The sequence below is a fragment of the Micromonospora globispora genome, assembly GCF_003857015.1.
GTDB lineage: Bacteria > Actinomycetota > Actinomycetes > Mycobacteriales > Micromonosporaceae > Micromonospora > Micromonospora globispora.
The window spans coordinates 30,110-44,312 of record NZ_QGGF01000292.1; the positions used below are offsets into that span (position 1 = coordinate 30,110).

General features: G+C 73.0%; 14 protein-coding genes and 2 pseudogenes. 9 read left to right on the forward strand and 7 right to left on the reverse strand.

Annotated elements, in window-relative coordinates; genetic code table 11:
- Nucleotides 1-300: 300 nt before the first annotated feature.
- Nucleotides 301-708 carry a nuclear transport factor 2 family protein gene (locus DKL51_RS14285; RefSeq protein WP_124812149.1) on the forward strand — a complete coding sequence of 136 codons (408 nt, stop codon included), beginning with the start codon at nucleotides 301-303 and terminating at the stop codon, nucleotides 706-708.
- Here DKL51_RS14285 and DKL51_RS14290 read toward each other — a convergent pair.
- The gene (locus DKL51_RS14290) at nucleotides 654-1,175 is read right to left on the reverse strand and encodes a DUF6232 family protein (protein ID WP_124812150.1); all 522 of its coding nucleotides are present in this window, start codon (nucleotides 1,173-1,175) and stop codon (nucleotides 654-656) included. The two genes, DKL51_RS14285 and DKL51_RS14290, sit on opposite strands and share 55 nt — an antisense overlap.
- A gap of 98 nt (nucleotides 1,176-1,273) precedes the next feature.
- Here DKL51_RS14290 and DKL51_RS14295 point away from each other — a divergent pair, with 98 nt between their 5' ends.
- From DKL51_RS14295 to DKL51_RS14310, 4 genes are all read left to right on the forward strand, one after another.
- Nucleotides 1,274-2,047 (forward strand): enoyl-CoA hydratase-related protein, encoded by a 774-nt coding sequence (locus DKL51_RS14295; protein WP_124812151.1) that lies wholly within the window; start codon nucleotides 1,274-1,276, stop codon nucleotides 2,045-2,047.
- A gap of 106 nt (nucleotides 2,048-2,153) precedes the next feature.
- Entirely contained in the window at nucleotides 2,154-3,776 is a 1,623-nt protein-coding gene (locus tag DKL51_RS14300) for an acetolactate synthase (RefSeq protein ID WP_124812152.1), read from the forward strand.
- A 152-nt stretch (nucleotides 3,777-3,928) separates the two neighbouring features.
- Nucleotides 3,929-4,903, forward strand: a complete 975-nt coding sequence (locus tag DKL51_RS14305; RefSeq protein WP_124812153.1) for an ATP-binding cassette domain-containing protein — start codon at nucleotides 3,929-3,931, stop codon at nucleotides 4,901-4,903.
- Nucleotides 4,900-5,715: an ABC transporter permease gene (locus tag DKL51_RS14310; RefSeq protein WP_109944210.1), complete on the forward strand. Its 816-nt coding sequence runs from the start codon at nucleotides 4,900-4,902 to the stop codon at nucleotides 5,713-5,715. Before DKL51_RS14305 ends, DKL51_RS14310 begins: the two co-directional genes overlap by 4 nt.
- Here DKL51_RS14310 and DKL51_RS14315 read toward each other — a convergent pair.
- The 4 genes from DKL51_RS14315 to DKL51_RS14330 all read right to left on the reverse strand — a co-directional run bounded on the left by DKL51_RS14315 (nucleotide 5,699) and on the right by DKL51_RS14330 (nucleotide 10,156).
- Complete coding sequence (locus tag DKL51_RS14315; RefSeq protein ID WP_260428481.1) at nucleotides 5,699-8,932, reverse strand: AfsR/SARP family transcriptional regulator; 3,234 nt, start codon at nucleotides 8,930-8,932, stop codon at nucleotides 5,699-5,701. The two genes, DKL51_RS14310 and DKL51_RS14315, sit on opposite strands and share 17 nt — an antisense overlap.
- 90 nt (nucleotides 8,933-9,022) lie before the next feature.
- Entirely contained in the window at nucleotides 9,023-9,445 is a 423-nt protein-coding gene (locus DKL51_RS14320) for a PLD nuclease N-terminal domain-containing protein (RefSeq protein ID WP_109944173.1), read from the reverse strand.
- 28 nt (nucleotides 9,446-9,473) lie between these two features.
- Nucleotides 9,474-9,773, reverse strand: a complete 300-nt coding sequence (locus DKL51_RS14325; protein ID WP_109944172.1) for a DUF202 domain-containing protein — start codon at nucleotides 9,771-9,773, stop codon at nucleotides 9,474-9,476.
- Nucleotides 9,770-10,156, reverse strand: a complete 387-nt coding sequence (locus tag DKL51_RS14330) for a YidH family protein (RefSeq protein WP_109944171.1) — start codon at nucleotides 10,154-10,156, stop codon at nucleotides 9,770-9,772. Before DKL51_RS14330 ends, DKL51_RS14325 begins: the two co-directional genes overlap by 4 nt.
- Before the next feature lie 41 nt (nucleotides 10,157-10,197).
- Between DKL51_RS14330 and DKL51_RS14335 the strand changes: the two genes are divergently transcribed.
- The 4 genes from DKL51_RS14335 to DKL51_RS14350 all read left to right on the forward strand — a co-directional run bounded on the left by DKL51_RS14335 (nucleotide 10,198) and on the right by DKL51_RS14350 (nucleotide 13,532).
- Entirely contained in the window at nucleotides 10,198-10,995 is a 798-nt protein-coding gene (locus DKL51_RS14335; protein ID WP_109944170.1) for a GNAT family N-acetyltransferase, read from the forward strand.
- Complete coding sequence (locus DKL51_RS14340) at nucleotides 10,992-11,405, forward strand: hypothetical protein (protein WP_185734799.1); 414 nt, start codon at nucleotides 10,992-10,994, stop codon at nucleotides 11,403-11,405. Before DKL51_RS14335 ends, DKL51_RS14340 begins: the two co-directional genes overlap by 4 nt.
- A 376-nt stretch (nucleotides 11,406-11,781) precedes the next feature.
- On the forward strand, nucleotides 11,782-12,561 hold the full coding sequence (locus tag DKL51_RS14345) for an electron transfer flavoprotein subunit beta/FixA family protein (protein WP_124812154.1): 780 nt from the start codon (nucleotides 11,782-11,784) through the stop codon (nucleotides 12,559-12,561).
- Nucleotides 12,562-12,572: 11 nt separating this feature from the next.
- Nucleotides 12,573-13,532 carry an electron transfer flavoprotein subunit alpha/FixB family protein gene (locus DKL51_RS14350; RefSeq protein WP_124812155.1) on the forward strand — a complete coding sequence of 320 codons (960 nt, stop codon included), beginning with the start codon at nucleotides 12,573-12,575 and terminating at the stop codon, nucleotides 13,530-13,532.
- Between the two features lie 128 nt (nucleotides 13,533-13,660).
- On the opposite strand, the pseudogene DKL51_RS14355 reads toward DKL51_RS14350, so the two are convergent.
- Both DKL51_RS14355 and DKL51_RS36345 read right to left on the reverse strand, forming a co-directional pair.
- Nucleotides 13,661-14,008 (reverse strand): annotated as a pseudogene (locus DKL51_RS14355) (anti-sigma factor); the annotation flags it as partial.
- 90 nt (nucleotides 14,009-14,098) lie between these two features.
- A pseudogene (locus DKL51_RS36345) lies at nucleotides 14,099-14,203 on the reverse strand (IS5 family transposase); the annotation flags it as partial.

Below are 14,203 nucleotides of genomic sequence, written 5' to 3' on the forward strand. Positions count from 1 at the left end.
GCCGAGCCTGCGGTGGGAGGCTTCCCGCCTTTGCTCTGCTGCCCTCCCCGCAACACCCCGCTTGACCAGGGCGGACGCGTCCGGTGCCCGGCGTCGGGCGGTTGCGGCCGGTAACTGTTGCCTCCGCTGCAGCAGAGCAAAGGCGGCGGTGCGGGTGTGGTCGGTCTCGGCCGAGGGTGCGGAGAGTGAGGCGCCGTGGCGGCTGGCGGACCGGTGGCGCCGGTCGGCCACCCCGGCCCGGCCCGGCCCGCCCCAGCACCCGACGGCGCGGGCCCGGTCGGCGGCGTAGCGTCGGCGGGCATGGGGGAGAGCGAGCAGGAGCGCAACATCGAGGTCGTCCGGCGGTACCTGCGGACGTTCGTCACCAGGGACCTGGGCGAGCTGCGGAAGGTGGTCGCCGAGGACGTGCGGATCTACGGCTCCGGTGTCGAGGTACAGGGGCGGCACTACCCCGAGCAGGCCGTCTCCTCGCCCGGGCTGACCGTGCTCGACCAGGAGATCCTCGAGATGTTCGCGGCCGAGGACCGGGTGGTCGTCTCAATGGCGCAGACGTATCGGCGGGACGCGACGGGTGCCACCGCGGTGCAGAGTGCCTGCAAGATGTACCGGCTGGCCGGCGGCAGGATCGTCCAGTTCTGGGGCGAGCAGGACCTCTACGGCCTGCTGCGCGGCCTGGCGATGCTGTCCGACGCGCCGATCGAGTTCTGACGCCGCCGCGGCGCCTGCCCGCTCTCCATCGCCCGCTGCACCGCCCGGTAGATCTGCCCGAAACGCAGCGCGTCACCGGTGCGGAGCAGGCGTACCGGCTGGCCGCGCCAGCGGGCCCACATCTCCAGCTGCCGGCTGCCCCGGGCGTACGACCGGTCGAGGTGCTCGAAGAGGAAGTCGGCGAGCGGCCCGACCCCGAGCCCGACCAGCACCGAGGCGCCGACGATGGCGAGCGTCACGACCGGCGAGCGGTGCAGCCAGATCGCCAGTCCGACGCCGAGCACGGCGGCCACCAGCGGCCCGGCGAGTGCGGCTCCGATGGCCCCCCGCCCGGCTAGCACCCGCCAGGAGCGGCTGCCCCGGCGGTGCCACACCATGCTGATTTCCGCGAGCGGGAACGTCCGACCGTCCACCCGTACGGCGGTGGAGGTGACCTGCACCGACTTGTCGTCGTAGTACGTGATCATGGCCTGACTCCCGGTGGCGGGGCGGACACCAGACTACTTACCCCAACGACCCGGGTCGTAAGGTTGGCACGCGACTTCGACGAGGAAGTGAGGGCAGCGTGAGCGAGTTCGTTCGGCTGGAAACCAAGGACGGCATCGGCACCATCCGCCTGGCGCGGCCGCCGATGAACGCGCTCAACACCCAGGTGCAGGAGGAGCTGCGCGCCGCCGCGGCCGCCGCCACCGCCGACAACCAGGTGCGAGCGGTCATCGTGTACGGCGGGGAGAAGGTCTTCGCCGCCGGCGCGGACATCAAGGAGATGGCCGACATGTCCTACGTGGACATGGCGGAGCGGGCGGCCGACCTCTCCAGCGCGCTGGGCGCGATCGCGCGGATCCCGAAGCCGGTGGTCGCCGCGATCACCGGGTACGCCCTCGGCGGCGGCTGCGAGCTCGCCCTCGCCTGCGACTGGCGGATCGTGGCCGAGGACGCCAAGCTCGGCCAGCCCGAGATCAAGCTCGGCATCATCCCCGGCGCCGGCGGCACCCAGCGGCTGGCCCGACTCGTCGGCCCGGCGCGGGCCAAGGACCTGATCATGTCGGGCCGGATGGTGGACGCCCAGGAGGCGCTGCGGATCGGCCTGGCCGACCGGGTCGTCCCGGCCGCCGAGGTCTACGACGCCGCGGTCGCCCTGGTGCAGCCGTACCTGACCGGCCCCGTGCAGGCCCTGCGGGCGGCCAAGCTGGCCGTGGACGCCGGCCTGGACATGGACCTCAACTCGGGTTTGGCCTGGGAGAGTCAGCTCTTCGCGGCGCTCTTCGCCACCGACGACCGGCGCGAGGGCATGGCCGCGTTCGTGGAGAAGCGCAAGCCGGACTTCACCGGCCGCTGAGACCGGTCGGGTCGGCGGCGCACCACGCCGCCGACCCGAGAGCGGTTCACATTCTTCCTACCGGCCAGTAGCGTGTGACTCCGCATCTGTGACGAGGGGAGCGGCGATGACGGAACGGGTCGAGGGCCACGGCGGAGAGCTCGCGCTGGCGGCGCTGCGCGCGCACGGCGTACGGGAGATGTTCACCCTCTCCGGCGGGCACGTCTTCCCGCTCTACGACGCCGCGCACAAGACGGACTTCCCGATCTACGACGTGCGGCACGAGCAGTCCGCCGTGTTCGCGGCCGAGGCGGTGGCCAAGCTCCAGCGCCGGCCCGGTCTGGCCGTGCTCACCGCCGGCCCTGGTGTCACCAACGGCGTCTCCGGGCTGACCAGCGCCTTCTTCAACGCCTCCCCGGTGCTGGTGTTGGGCGGCCGGGCGCCGCAGTTCCGCTGGGGCTCCGGCAGCCTCCAGGAGATGGACCACCTGCCGCTGGTCGCCCCGGTCACCAAGCACGCCGAGACGGTGTTCAGCGCCGACGACATCCCGCGGGCCGTGACGGCGGCCCTCACCGCCGCGCTCACCCCGCACCGCGGCCCCGTCTTCCTCGACTTCCCGCTCGAGGCGGTCTTCTCGGTCGGCGACGCCGAGCTGCCGCAGGTCTCCCCGGTCGCGCCGACCGAGGCCGACCCGGACGAGGTCGCCCGGGCCGCCGGCCTGATCGCGGCCGCCAGCCGGCCGGTCATCATCGCCGGCTCCGACGTGTACGCCGGGGACGCGATCGACGCCCTGCGGGCCGCCGCCGAGGCGTTGCAGGTACCGGTCTTCACCAACGGCATGGGCCGTGGCGCGCTGCCGCCCGAGCACCCGCTCGCCTTCGCCAAGGCCCGCCGGGTCGGCCTCAAGAACGCCGACGTGGTGGTGGTCATCGGCACCCCGCTGGACTTCCGGCTCGGCTTCGGCGACTTCGGCGACGCCCAGGTGGTGCACATCGTGGACGCGCCCAGCCAGCGCGCCGGGCACGTGCAGCCAGCCGCCAGCCCCGCCGGTGACCTGCGACTCATCCTCACCGCGCTGGCCGAGCACCCCGGCGACCGGGCCGACCACGCCGACTGGGTCGCCCAGCTGCGGGTCGCCGAGGACGCCGCGAAGGCCCGCGACGCCGAGGAGATGGCCGCCGACAGCGACCCGATCCGGCCCGCCCGGGTCTACGGCGAGCTGCGCAAGGTCCTCGCCGCCGACGCGATCACCGTCGGCGACGGTGGCGACTTCGTCTCGTACGCCGGCCGCTACCTGGAGCCGGCGCAGCCCGGCACCTGGCTCGACCCCGGCCCGTACGGCTGCCTCGGCACCGGCATGGGCTACGCGATGGGGGCCCGGGTCAGCCACCCCGACCGGCAGATCTGCGTCCTGATGGGCGACGGCGCCGCCGGCTTCTCGCTGATGGACGTGGAGTCCCTGGTCCGGCAGCAGCTGCCGGTCGTCATCGTGGTCGGCAACAACGGCATCTGGGGGCTGGAGAAGCACCCGATGCGCGCCATGTACGGCTACGACGTCGCGGCCGACCTCCAGCCGGGCCTGCGCTACGACAAGGTGGCCGAGGCGCTCGGCGGTGCGGGCGAGACCGTGGAGAAGGCGGCCGATCTCGGTCCCGCCCTGACCCGGGCGTTCGACGCCGGCGTGCCGTACCTGGTCAACGTGCTGACCGACCCGGCCGACGCGTACCCCCGCTCGTCCAACCTGGCCTGATCCGCGAACCTCCACCGCCGCCGCCGGCTGACCGGCGGCGGCGGCCGCGTCTTTCTGCCCGCAGGTAAATCAGCGGAATGTCAGCGGCTGTCGACGTAACGTCAGCGCCGTCGCTCATCGTGGGGTGACCAGCGAGAACGACGGGAGTTCCCATGACGTACGCGATCCGCGCGGAGGGACTGGTGCGGCGCTTCGGCGCCACCACGGCCCTCGCCGGAGTCGATCTGGCCGTGCCCGCCGGGACGGTCTTCGGTCTGCTCGGACCCAACGGGGCGGGCAAGACCACGGCGGTACGGGTGCTCGCCACCCTGCTGGCTGCCGACGAGGGGCACGCCACGGTGGGCGGGTACGACGTCCGCCGGGATGCCCACCGGGTGCGCCAGCTGATCGGCCTCACCGGCCAGTACGCGTCGGTCGACGAGACCCTCACCGGCACGGAGAATCTGCTGCTGATCGGCCGGCTGCTCGGCATGGGCCGGGCCGACGCCCGGGCCCGCGCCCGGCAACTGCTCGCCGACTTCCACCTCACCGACGCCGCGGACCGGGCGGCGAAGACCTACTCGGGTGGCATGCGGCGCCGCCTCGACCTGGCCGCCAGCCTGGTCGGCCGGCCGCAGGTGCTCTTCCTCGACGAGCCGACCACCGGGCTCGACCCGCGAAGCCGCAACGAGCTGTGGGACATCGTCCGCGGCCTGGTCGCCGACGGGGTGACCGTGCTGCTGACCACGCAGTACCTGGAGGAGGCCGACCAGTTGGCCGGCGAGATCGCGGTGGTCGACCACGGCCGGGTCATCGCGCAGGGCACGCCGGAGGAGCTGAAGGCCAAGACCGGCGGTCAGATCCTCACCGTCCGCCCGGTCGACCCGACGGACCTGCCGACCGTGGTGTCCATCACTCACGAGGTCGCGGGCGTGGCCCCGGAGGTGGCCCAGACGGCCGTCTCCGTGCCGGTCAACGACCCGGGCGTGCTGCCGGCCGTCGTTCGCCGGCTGGATCAGGCAGAGATCGTCGTGGCCGAGCTGGCCCTGCGCGGCTCCAGCCTCGACGAGGTCTTCCTCTCCCTCACCGGGCACCGGGCCGAGCAGGACACCCGGGCCGCCGACGCGCGCGAAAGGACCCTGGCATGACCGCCGCCACCGCCACCGCGACCGCTGCCCTCGCGCCGGCCCGCCGGCTCGGCCTCGCCGCCGGTCTGCGGCACACCCTCACCCTCGCCTGGCGCAGCCTGGTGCAGATCAAGCACAACCCGATGGAACTGCTCGACCTGAGCATCCAGCCGGTGATGTTCGTGCTGCTCTTCACGTACGTCTTCGGCGGTGCGATCTCCGGATCCCCGGGCGACTACCTGAAGTTCGCGCTGCCCGGGATCATCGTGCAGAACGCGTTCTTCGCCACCATGACCACCGGCTTCGGCCTCAACACCGACCTCACCAAGGGCGTCTTCGACCGGCTCCGGGCACTGCCGATCGCCCGCTGGTCCCCGCTGGCCGGCCGGATCCTCGCCGACACGGTCAAGCAGGCCTGGTCGGTGTCGCTGCTGGTCGGCGTCGGCGCGATCCTCGGCTTCCGGCTCGGCAACGGTGTGCTCGGCCTGCTCGGCGCGTTCGCCCTGCTGCTCGCCTTCTCGCTGGCCGCCTCGTGGATCTCGGTGCTGGTCGGGGTGCTGGTCAGCGAGCCGGACAAGGTGCAGATCTTCGGCTTCATGGTGATCTTCCCGCTGACCTTCACCAGCAACGCGTTCGTACCTACCGAGACCATGCCGTCCTGGCTCCAGCGCTGGGTCGAGGTCAACCCGGTCACCATCCTGGCCGACGCGCTGCGCGGCCTGCTGGTCGGTGGCCCGGTCGCCGGGCCGGCCGCGCAGGCGCTGATCTGGGCCGCCGGCATCCTCGCGGTGTTCGCCCCGCTCGCCGTGCGGGCGCTCAAGCGTCGAGTGTGACCCGGATCAGGTCCCGCACCGTGTTCAGCCGGCTGTCCCGGCCGCTCGCGTACGCCTCGGCGAACCTCGCCTCGCCGAGCGTCGCGCGGGCGGCCCGGGCCACCCGCAGCGCGTCCAGCGCGCTCTGGTCGTCGCCGCCCCGGATGCCGTCCGCCCCACCGAGCAGCCTGGCGGCGTCGGCCGGCCCCCCGGCCCGCAGCACCAGGTCGGCGTAGCCCACCACCGCGATCGCCACGACCGGGGCGTCCATCGACGTGACGGCCAGGTCCAGGGCGCGGTCGAGGTGCTGCCGGGCAGCGGAAAGTTGGCCCATCCCGACCGCGACGTGGCCGAGGCCGGTGGCGATCATCGCCCGCCACTGGGATGCCACCGATCGGCGACCGACCAGGCGCTGCGCCCGTTCCGCCCAGGTCGCCGCGGCCGTCCAGTCCGCCTGGTCCCGCAGGATCTCGCAGTACGCCGCGGCCACCGCGGCCAGCGCCTCCTCGGTACCGACCCGCTCGGCCTCCCGCTGCGCCTCGGCGAGCACGTCGAGCGCGTGCTCCTGTTTGCCCAGCAGCCAGTACTCGTGCGCCAGGCGGGCCCGCATCTGCGGCAGGTCCTCGGCGGCGCCGAGGTCACGTACCTGGTCGACCGCCCGGGACAGGTGCTGCACGGCGGTCTCGTGGTCGCCCTGCCGGGTGACCAGGTCGGCGAGGGAGAAGAGGGTGGTCGACAGTCCCCAGCGGTCGCCGACCGCGCCGAACAGGTCGAGGGCGGCCTGGAAATCGCCCAGCGCGTTCCGGGCGGGCCGGCCGGCGTTGAGTTCCATGTGCGCGTGCATCAGCCGAGCCACCGCCGCCACCCACGGATCGGTGTCCGCGAAGAATCCCGCCAGCGCGTGCAATCCGGCCTGCTGGTGGCGTACGTCCCCGACCGTCGACATCGGACCCATCAGGCGGAGGAACGCCGACGGCTGGTCCAGCCGCCCGGTCACCTCGGTGGCGCGGGCCAGCCACCGCTGGCTCAGCAACAGGTCGGCCCGGGAGCTGAGCACATTCATCGACCCGATCCCGTACGCGGTGGCCAGCGGCACGCTCGGCGGCGCCGCCACCCCTTCGGCCAGGGTGAGTACCTCCTCGGCCAGGTCGGCGCCGTCGGCGCGTTGCCCGCGCAGCCACCAGTACCAGCCGAGCGCCGCGGCGAACCGGACCGCCGTGCCGACGTCACCGGTGCCGATCGCCCAGCGCAGCGCGGCGTGCGTGTTGTCCTGTTCGGCGCCCAGCCGGGCGAGCCAGCGCAGCTGGTCCCGGCCACGCAACTCCGGATCGGCCCGTTCGGCCAGGGCGAGGAACTCGGCGGCGTGCGCCCGGCGGAGCTGGTCGGCCTCGCCCGCCTCCACCAGCCGGTCCAGCCCGTACTCCCGGATGGTCTCCAGCATCCGGTACCGCGGCTCGCCGTCGCCGGCCACCAGCACCAGGGACTTCTCGACCAGCGCGGCGAGCCGGTCGAGGACGTCCGCGCGGTCGAGGTCCCCGCCGGCGCAGACCCGCTCCAGGGTTTCCAGTGTGGCCCCGCCGGCGAAGACCGACATCCGCCGCCACAGTGCCCGCTCACCCCGGTCGAGGAGTTCCCAGCTCCAGTCCACCACCGCCCGCAGCGTCTGATGCCGGGGCAGGGCGGTGCGACTGCCCCCGGTGAGCAACCGGAACCGGTCGTCCAACCGGGCGGCGACCTGGCCGGCGGTCATCGCCCGCAGCCGGGCGGCCGCCAGCTCGATGGCGAGCGGCATCCCGTCGAGCGCCCGGCAGATCCGGACCACCGCCCCGACGGACGCGACGTCGACGGTGAAGTCGGGGCGGACCGCGGCGGCCCGGTCGGCGAGCAGCCGCACCGCCGGGTACGCCAGCGCGGTCGACGGGTCGGCGTCCGCCGGGGGCAGGGCCAGCGAGCCGACCGGGCAGATGGTCTCCCCGGTGATGGCCAGTGGTTCCCGGCTCGTGGCCAGCACCCGCAGCTCGGGACAGGCGGCCAGCAGGCGGTCGACCAGCGCGGCGGCGGCGTCGAGCAGGTGCTCGCAGTTGTCCAGCACGAGCAGGCTGCTTCGCTGGGCCAGCGCGCCGACCAACCGGCCGATCGGATCGCTCGCCTCGCCGGCGGGGACCCGGCCCCGGACGAAGAGCGCGCGCTCGCGCAGACCGAGGGCGGTGAGCACGGTCTGCGGCACCTCGGCGGGGTCGGTGACCGGGGCCAGCTCGACGAGGCAGACGCCGTCCGGGAAGCGGTGCAGCGCGGCCCGGCCGGACTCCACCGCGAGCCGGGTCTTGCCCGCTCCACCGGGCCCGGTCAGGGTGACCAGTCGGGCGTGGTCGAGCAGCTCGCCGACCCGGTCGAGCGCCTCCTCCCGGCCCACGAAGCTGGTCAGCCCGGCAGGCAGGTTCGTGCGCGCGGTCCGGGGAGTGCTCCGGTCGGGGTGCGGCCGCACGGCGGGCGGCGGGACCGGGTCCGGCCGGTCGCCGCGCAGCAGCGCGAGGTGCAGCGCGGCCAGCTCGGGACCGGGGTCCGTGCCGAGCGTATCGGCGAGGGTGGTGCGGAGCCGGTCGTACTCGGCGAGGGCCTCGGCGGAGCGGCCGTCGCGGTGCAGCGCCCGGATCAGCTGCCCGGCGAGGCGCTCCCGCAGCGGGTGGGCGGCGACCAGTTCCCGCAGCCCGGGCACCAGCCCGGCCGGATCCTCCCGGGTCAGCCGCAGCTCGGTCACCTCCTCGGTCGCGGCCAGCCGCAGCTCCTCCCAACGGGCCACTGGCGCCCGGGCGAAGTCGGTATCGGCGACGTCGGCCAGCGCCGGCCCGCGCCAGAGCGCGAGCACCTCGGTCAGCCGCTCGTACGCCCGCTCCGGGTCGTCGGCGAGCAGCGCCCGGCCGGTGGTGACGCCCCGCTCGAAGCGGTGCGCGTCGACCGCGTCCGGGTCCACGACCAGCTGGTACCTGCCGGGGTGCGCCTCGACCGGCAGCCCCGGTACGGCCCGGCGTAGCCGGGACACCAGCGCCTGCAGTGCGTTCGCCTCGCCGGTCGGCGCCTCGCCCGCCCAGACGCCGTCGACCAGACGGCGGATCGCAACGGGTCGGCCGGCGTCGAGCGCGAGCAGGATCAGCAGTCGGCGCAGCCGGGCACCACCGACCTCGACCGGCGTCCCGGTGTCGGTGTGGACCTCCAGCGGCCCGAGCAGGTTGATCCGCACGGCCTTGATTCTGCCGTCCCGACGCCCGTACCAGGGTGGTCCCCTCCCCGGGGGCGGGTCAGGGCGGTCAGCCGACGGCTGCGGCGCCGGTCAGCCCTCGGGCCGGTCCTGCTCGCGCGCCGACCCGCTCTCCCGGCGGCGCAGCTCCTCCTCGCGGCGGCGCAGGTCCTCCTCCCAGCGGCTGAGGAGCTCCTGGTCCTGCCGGCGGGAACGCTCGGCGAGGGACTGCAGAAATGCCGGGTCGTCGTCCGGCGCGACCTGCCGCTGCCGGCGGTCCTGCTCGGAGAAGCCGTTCCCCATCGGCCACGCGGTGCGCGACCGGCGCGGGCCGGTCTCCCGCCCGGCGGCGAACCAGGCGATGGACCCGATCAGCGGGAAGAACAGGATGATCAGCACCCAGGCGATCCGGGGCAGCGCGCGGATCTCACCCTCCTCGGCGGAGAGGCAGCTGATCAGTGCGCAGACGGCGAGGAAGACCTCGGCCAGAAAGAGAAGCCCGTACAGGCGAACCATGCGGGACATGATGGACCATCGGGGATGTTCAGCGCAGCCCCGCAACCACCAGCAGCACCCCGAGCAGCGCCAGACCGGCGGCGGTCACCGCGGTCATCGGTAACGCCAGATGCTCCCCGCGTCGCGGTCCGGTGCCGGTGGCCCGGTACCAGTTCAGGGCGAGCATGGCGAGCCACGCCACCACCGCCGCACCGCCCAGCAGTCCGGCGGCCAGGTTGCCGGCGGAGGCGAGCCGGACCAGCAGCACGGTGACGCCGGTGAGCGCCAGCAGGGTGCGCCGCCAGGCCAGCCGGGTGCGTTCCGAGGGAAGCCCGGGGTCGCGGGTCACCCGACCCCCCGGACCAGCACCGCGATCATCAGCAGCAGTGCGCCGATGGCCACGGCGAGGGCCAGTACGGCCGGGAAGCGCGAAGCCGGCAGTTCCTCCCCGAGCCGGATGGCCCGCTCGGTACGCGCCCAGTGGTCCACTGCGCGGATGGCGACGGCCCCGCCGAGCAGCAGCAGCGCGACGGCGATCACCTCGCGCAGATGGGCCAGCGGCAGCCGCGGCAGGAACTGCGCCGCGGCCAGACCACCGGCGATCAGGGCAAGGCCGGTACGCAGCCAGGCCAGGAACGTCCGCTCGTTGGCCAGCGAGAACCGGTAGTCCGGGGCGTGCCCCACCGACCGCAGCTCCCGCGGGTCGAACCAGCGCCTGATCGTCTCCCACACGTCATCGATTATCCGCTTTGTTCGGTGCCTAGCCTGGGAGGATGACCGATCTTGACGCCCGCACGTTGCGCGAGGCCTACGACACCCAGATCCGCCCGGAGATCCCGGAGCCGCTGCCGGCGGGGGTGACCGTGGAACGGGACGGCCCGCTGGTCCGCATCCTCGGGCTGGACCAGCGCGGCTTCATCACGTACCGCACGCTGGACGGCCTGGCCGGGGCGGAGTTGGACGCGCTGATCGCCCGGCAGGTGGAGTTCTTCCGGCAGCGCGGCGAGGGGGTGGAGTGGAAGCTGAACGGCCACGACCAGCCGGCCGACCTGGCGGACCGGTTGCGCGCGGCCGGGTTCGTCCCCGAGGACCAGGAGACCGTCGTGGTCGGTCCGGTCGCGGCGCTGGCCGGCGCCGTGCCCGTCCTGCCCGACGGGGTACGCCTGCGCGAGGTGACCGCCCGGGAGGACCTGGAGCGGATCGCCGCGATGGAGGAGGCGGTCTGGCACGACGACCGCAGCCACCTGGTGACCGGGCTGGCGAAGGAGATCGAGGCCGACCCGCAGTCGATCACGGTCGTGGTGGCCGAGGCGGGCGACACGGTGGTCAGCGCCGGTTGGGTCCGCTACATCGCCAACACCGGGTTCGCCACCCTCTGGGGCGGCTCGACCCTGCCGGAGTGGCGGCGGAAGGGCGTCTACCGGGCACTGGTCGCGTACCGGGCGCGCCTGGCGGAGCAGCGCGGCAAGACCCTGCTCCAGGTGGACTGCTCGCCGGACAGCCGGCCGATTCTGGAGCGGCTCGGGCTCGTAGCGGTCACCACGACCACCCCGTACGTCTACACTCCGTGATCATGGAGCAGCGGCTGACGGCGGAGGAACAGCTCACCCTCAAGACGGGGGCGTTCGGCGCCGTCTTCCTGGTGTCGAACGCGCAGCCGGGGATGCTGGCGATGGTTCGGGAGAGCTTCGCCGCGTCCGGGGCGCTGGGCGACGCCAGCGGGGTGGTGAAGGAGGCGCTGACCACCGGTCCGCTGCCGACGCTGCCCCGGGACTCCGCGCTGGAGATCGAGTCGGTGGTGCTGCCGGCGCTGAGCCGGGCGCTGGAGATCCTCCGGGAGAAGGCTCCGCAGGAACTGGACGCGTACCGGTCGGTGGTGCTGGGCGCGGCGGACCGGGTGGCCCAGGCGCACCGCGGGGTGGCGCCGGCCGAGGCGGCGGTGATCGACCGGATCAGGACGGCGCTGGCCGAGCCGGCGTGAGGGCCTCGACCGACCAGAGCGCGTGGACGCTGGTCCGGACGCAGCGGTCGCGGACCCGTCCGCAGGCGCACCGGTAGGTGTCGGCGGCCGGCCGGCGGCAGGCGCGGGCGTCTGGCGCCGAGCGGCTCGTCGCCCGGCTATGGCGCTTTTCCGACATATACGCCACCTCCCGCTTTGGGAGCTTACCCAGCTCCGCGCCCGTCGGTGAGCTGTGTCACTCTGAGTGCCTGAGGAGGCGATGCTACTTGCGGGTAACGTTGCGCCGTGGGCAACTGCACAGCAGCCCGCGGTTGACCGAACGTTAAGTCACGCGGGAGGCTGCGCCCGAGACCGGGCGAGTGATCGCATCACCAAACAGGAGGGTCGTCGAAGCGCGATGAACATCGTCGTACTCGTCAAGCAGGTGCCCGATTCGGGCGCGGACCGCAACCTGCGTTCTGACGACAACACCGTCGACCGCGGTTCGGCGAACAACGTCATCAACGAGATGGACGAGTACGCCATCGAAGAGGCGTTGAAGATCAAGGAGGCGCACGGCGGCGAGGTCACCGTCCTGACCATGGGTCCGGACCGGGCGACCGAGTCGATCCGCAAGGCGCTCTCGATGGGCCCGGACAAGGCCGTGCACGTGGTGGACGACGCCCTGCACGGGTCCTGCGCCGTCGCCACCTCGAAGGTGCTGGCCGCCGCGCTCAGCCAGCTCAACGCGGACCTGGTGATCTGCGGCGCCGAGTCGACCGACGGTCGGGTCCAGGTCATGCCGCACATGATCGCCGAGCGGCTGGGTGTCGCCGCGCTGACCGGCGCGCGCAAGCTCACCGTCGACGGCTCCACGCTGACCGTCGAGCGGCAGACCGAGGAGGGCTACGAGGTGGTCACCGCCTCAACTCCGGCCGTGGTCTCCGTCTGGGACACCATCAACGAGCCGCGCTACCCCTCCTTCAAGGGCATCATGGCCGCCAAGAAGAAGCCGGTGCAGACGTTCTCCCTGGCCGACCTCGGCGTCGCCCCGACCGAGGTGGGCTTCGACGGCGCGACCAGCGCCGTGCTGGAGCACACCAAGCGGCCGCCGCGTTCCGGCGGCGCCAAGATCACCGACGAGGGCGAGGGCGGCGTCAAGCTGGTCGAGTTCCTCGCCACCGAGAAGTTCGTGTGAGAGGTCTGGACATGTCTGAGGTTCTCGTCGTCGTCGAAGCCACCCGGGAATTCGGCGTCAAGAAGGTCACCCTGGAGATGCTCACCCTCGCCCGCGAGCTGGGCACGCCCAGCGCGGTCGTGCTCGGTGGCGCCGGCGCCGCCGAGGCGCTGAGCGCCAAGCTGGGCGAATACGGCGCGGAGAAGATCTACGCCGCCGAGGGCGAGGAGATCGACGGCTACCTGGTGGCCCCGAAGGCCACCGTGGTGGCCGGGCTGGTGCAGCGGGTGCAGCCGGCCGCCGTGCTGCTCGCCTCGTCGCAGGAGGGCAAGGAGATCGCCGCCCGCCTCGCCGTCAAGCTGGACAACGGCATCCTGACCGACGTGGTGGCACTCTCCGCCGACGGCACCGCGACCCAGGTTGCCTTCGCCGGCTCCACCATCGTCAAGTCCAAGGTCACCAAGGGCCTGCCGCTGGTCACCGTCCGGCCGAACTCGGTCAACCCGACCCCGGCCGCGGCCAGCCCGGCCGTCGAGCAGCTCACCGTCACCGTGGGCGACACCGACAAGCTGGCCAAGGTCGTCGACCGGGTCGCCGAGCAGAAGGGCTCCCGCCCGGAGCTCACCGAGGCGTCGGTCGTCGTCTCCGGTGGTCGTGGTGTCGGCAACGCCGACAACTTCAAGCTGGTCGAGGAGCTGGCCGACCTGCTCGGCGGCGCCGTGGGCGCGTCCCGCGCGGCCGTCGACTCCGGCTTCTACCCGCACCAGTTCCAGGTCGGCCAGACCGGCAAGACGGTCTCCCCGCAGCTCTACGTCGCGCTGGGCATCTCCGGCGCGATCCAGCACCGGGCCGGCATGCAGACCTCGAAGACCATCGTCGCGGTGAACAAGGACGCCGAGGCGCCGATCTTCGAGCTGGCCGACTTCGGTGTGGTCGGCGACCTGTTCAAGGTCGTGCCGCAGGCCGCCGAGGAGATCCGCAAGCGCAAGTGACCCGACCGGGCTCACAAGAGAGCCGCCATCCGGTGTCCCGGATGGCGGCTCTCTTGCTGTTGCGCCCCTTCCCGTGACGGTGGGAAGGGAGCTGATCGGCGGGCCGGGGAGCTGAGCCGGCCCGCCGATCAGCCCGTCAGGGTGCCCCTCAGCAGACTGTCGCCGGAGTGGGCGGGCTTGTTGTCGAACTGCTCGGCGGAGACGTCGACCACCGAGTACGTCCGGAGGTCCACGTTCGGAGGCAGCGGCAGCAACTCGTCCCCCGAGCCCCTGCCGAGCGTACCGACCGAGAACATCCGCATCGTCTGCGGATCGATAAGCCAGACCTCGTAATACCCCGGAACCGTCGGGAGATTCGCCACGTGCAGGTGCAACTGGTTGTCTCCCAGTACCCGGGCCGCGCCGTTGGCGTCCTTCGGCGTCTTCCCGTACGCCGACAGCTCGGCGCTGGCCAGTACCGCCGGCTGCGGCGTGGGCCGCTCGTCTCATCGAACCGAAGACCCGGCACTACCGGGACAACGTCGTCGTCACCGCCGTACCGGAGCTAGAGCCTGTGTCGAAGTCGGTCACAGCCACTCGCTGATCGCGGCGATGTGCACGGTGGCTTCGTAGCGCACGGCGAGCTTGTCGAATCGGGTGGCCACGGCGCGGTTGCGCTTGAGCCGGTTGAT

Excerpts from the sequence above, each read along its gene's own strand:
- DKL51_RS14285 (WP_124812149.1), top strand. The coding sequence starts at position 301 with ATGGGGGAGAGCGAGCAGGAGCGCAACATCGAGGTCGTCCGGCGGTAC.
- DKL51_RS14290 (WP_124812150.1), bottom strand. The coding sequence starts at position 1,175 with ATGATCACGTACTACGACGACAAGTCGGTGCAGGTCACCTCCACCGCC.
- DKL51_RS14300 (WP_124812152.1), top strand. The coding sequence starts at position 2,154 with ATGACGGAACGGGTCGAGGGCCACGGCGGAGAGCTCGCGCTGGCGGCG.
- DKL51_RS14305 (WP_124812153.1), top strand. The coding sequence starts at position 3,929 with ATGACGTACGCGATCCGCGCGGAGGGACTGGTGCGGCGCTTCGGCGCC.
- DKL51_RS14310 (WP_109944210.1), top strand. The coding sequence starts at position 4,900 with ATGACCGCCGCCACCGCCACCGCGACCGCTGCCCTCGCGCCGGCCCGC.
- DKL51_RS14320 (WP_109944173.1), bottom strand. The coding sequence starts at position 9,445 with ATGGTTCGCCTGTACGGGCTTCTCTTTCTGGCCGAGGTCTTCCTCGCC.
- DKL51_RS14335 (WP_109944170.1), top strand. The coding sequence starts at position 10,198 with ATGACCGATCTTGACGCCCGCACGTTGCGCGAGGCCTACGACACCCAG.
- DKL51_RS14345 (WP_124812154.1), top strand. The coding sequence starts at position 11,782 with ATGAACATCGTCGTACTCGTCAAGCAGGTGCCCGATTCGGGCGCGGAC.
- DKL51_RS14350 (WP_124812155.1), top strand. The coding sequence starts at position 12,573 with ATGTCTGAGGTTCTCGTCGTCGTCGAAGCCACCCGGGAATTCGGCGTC.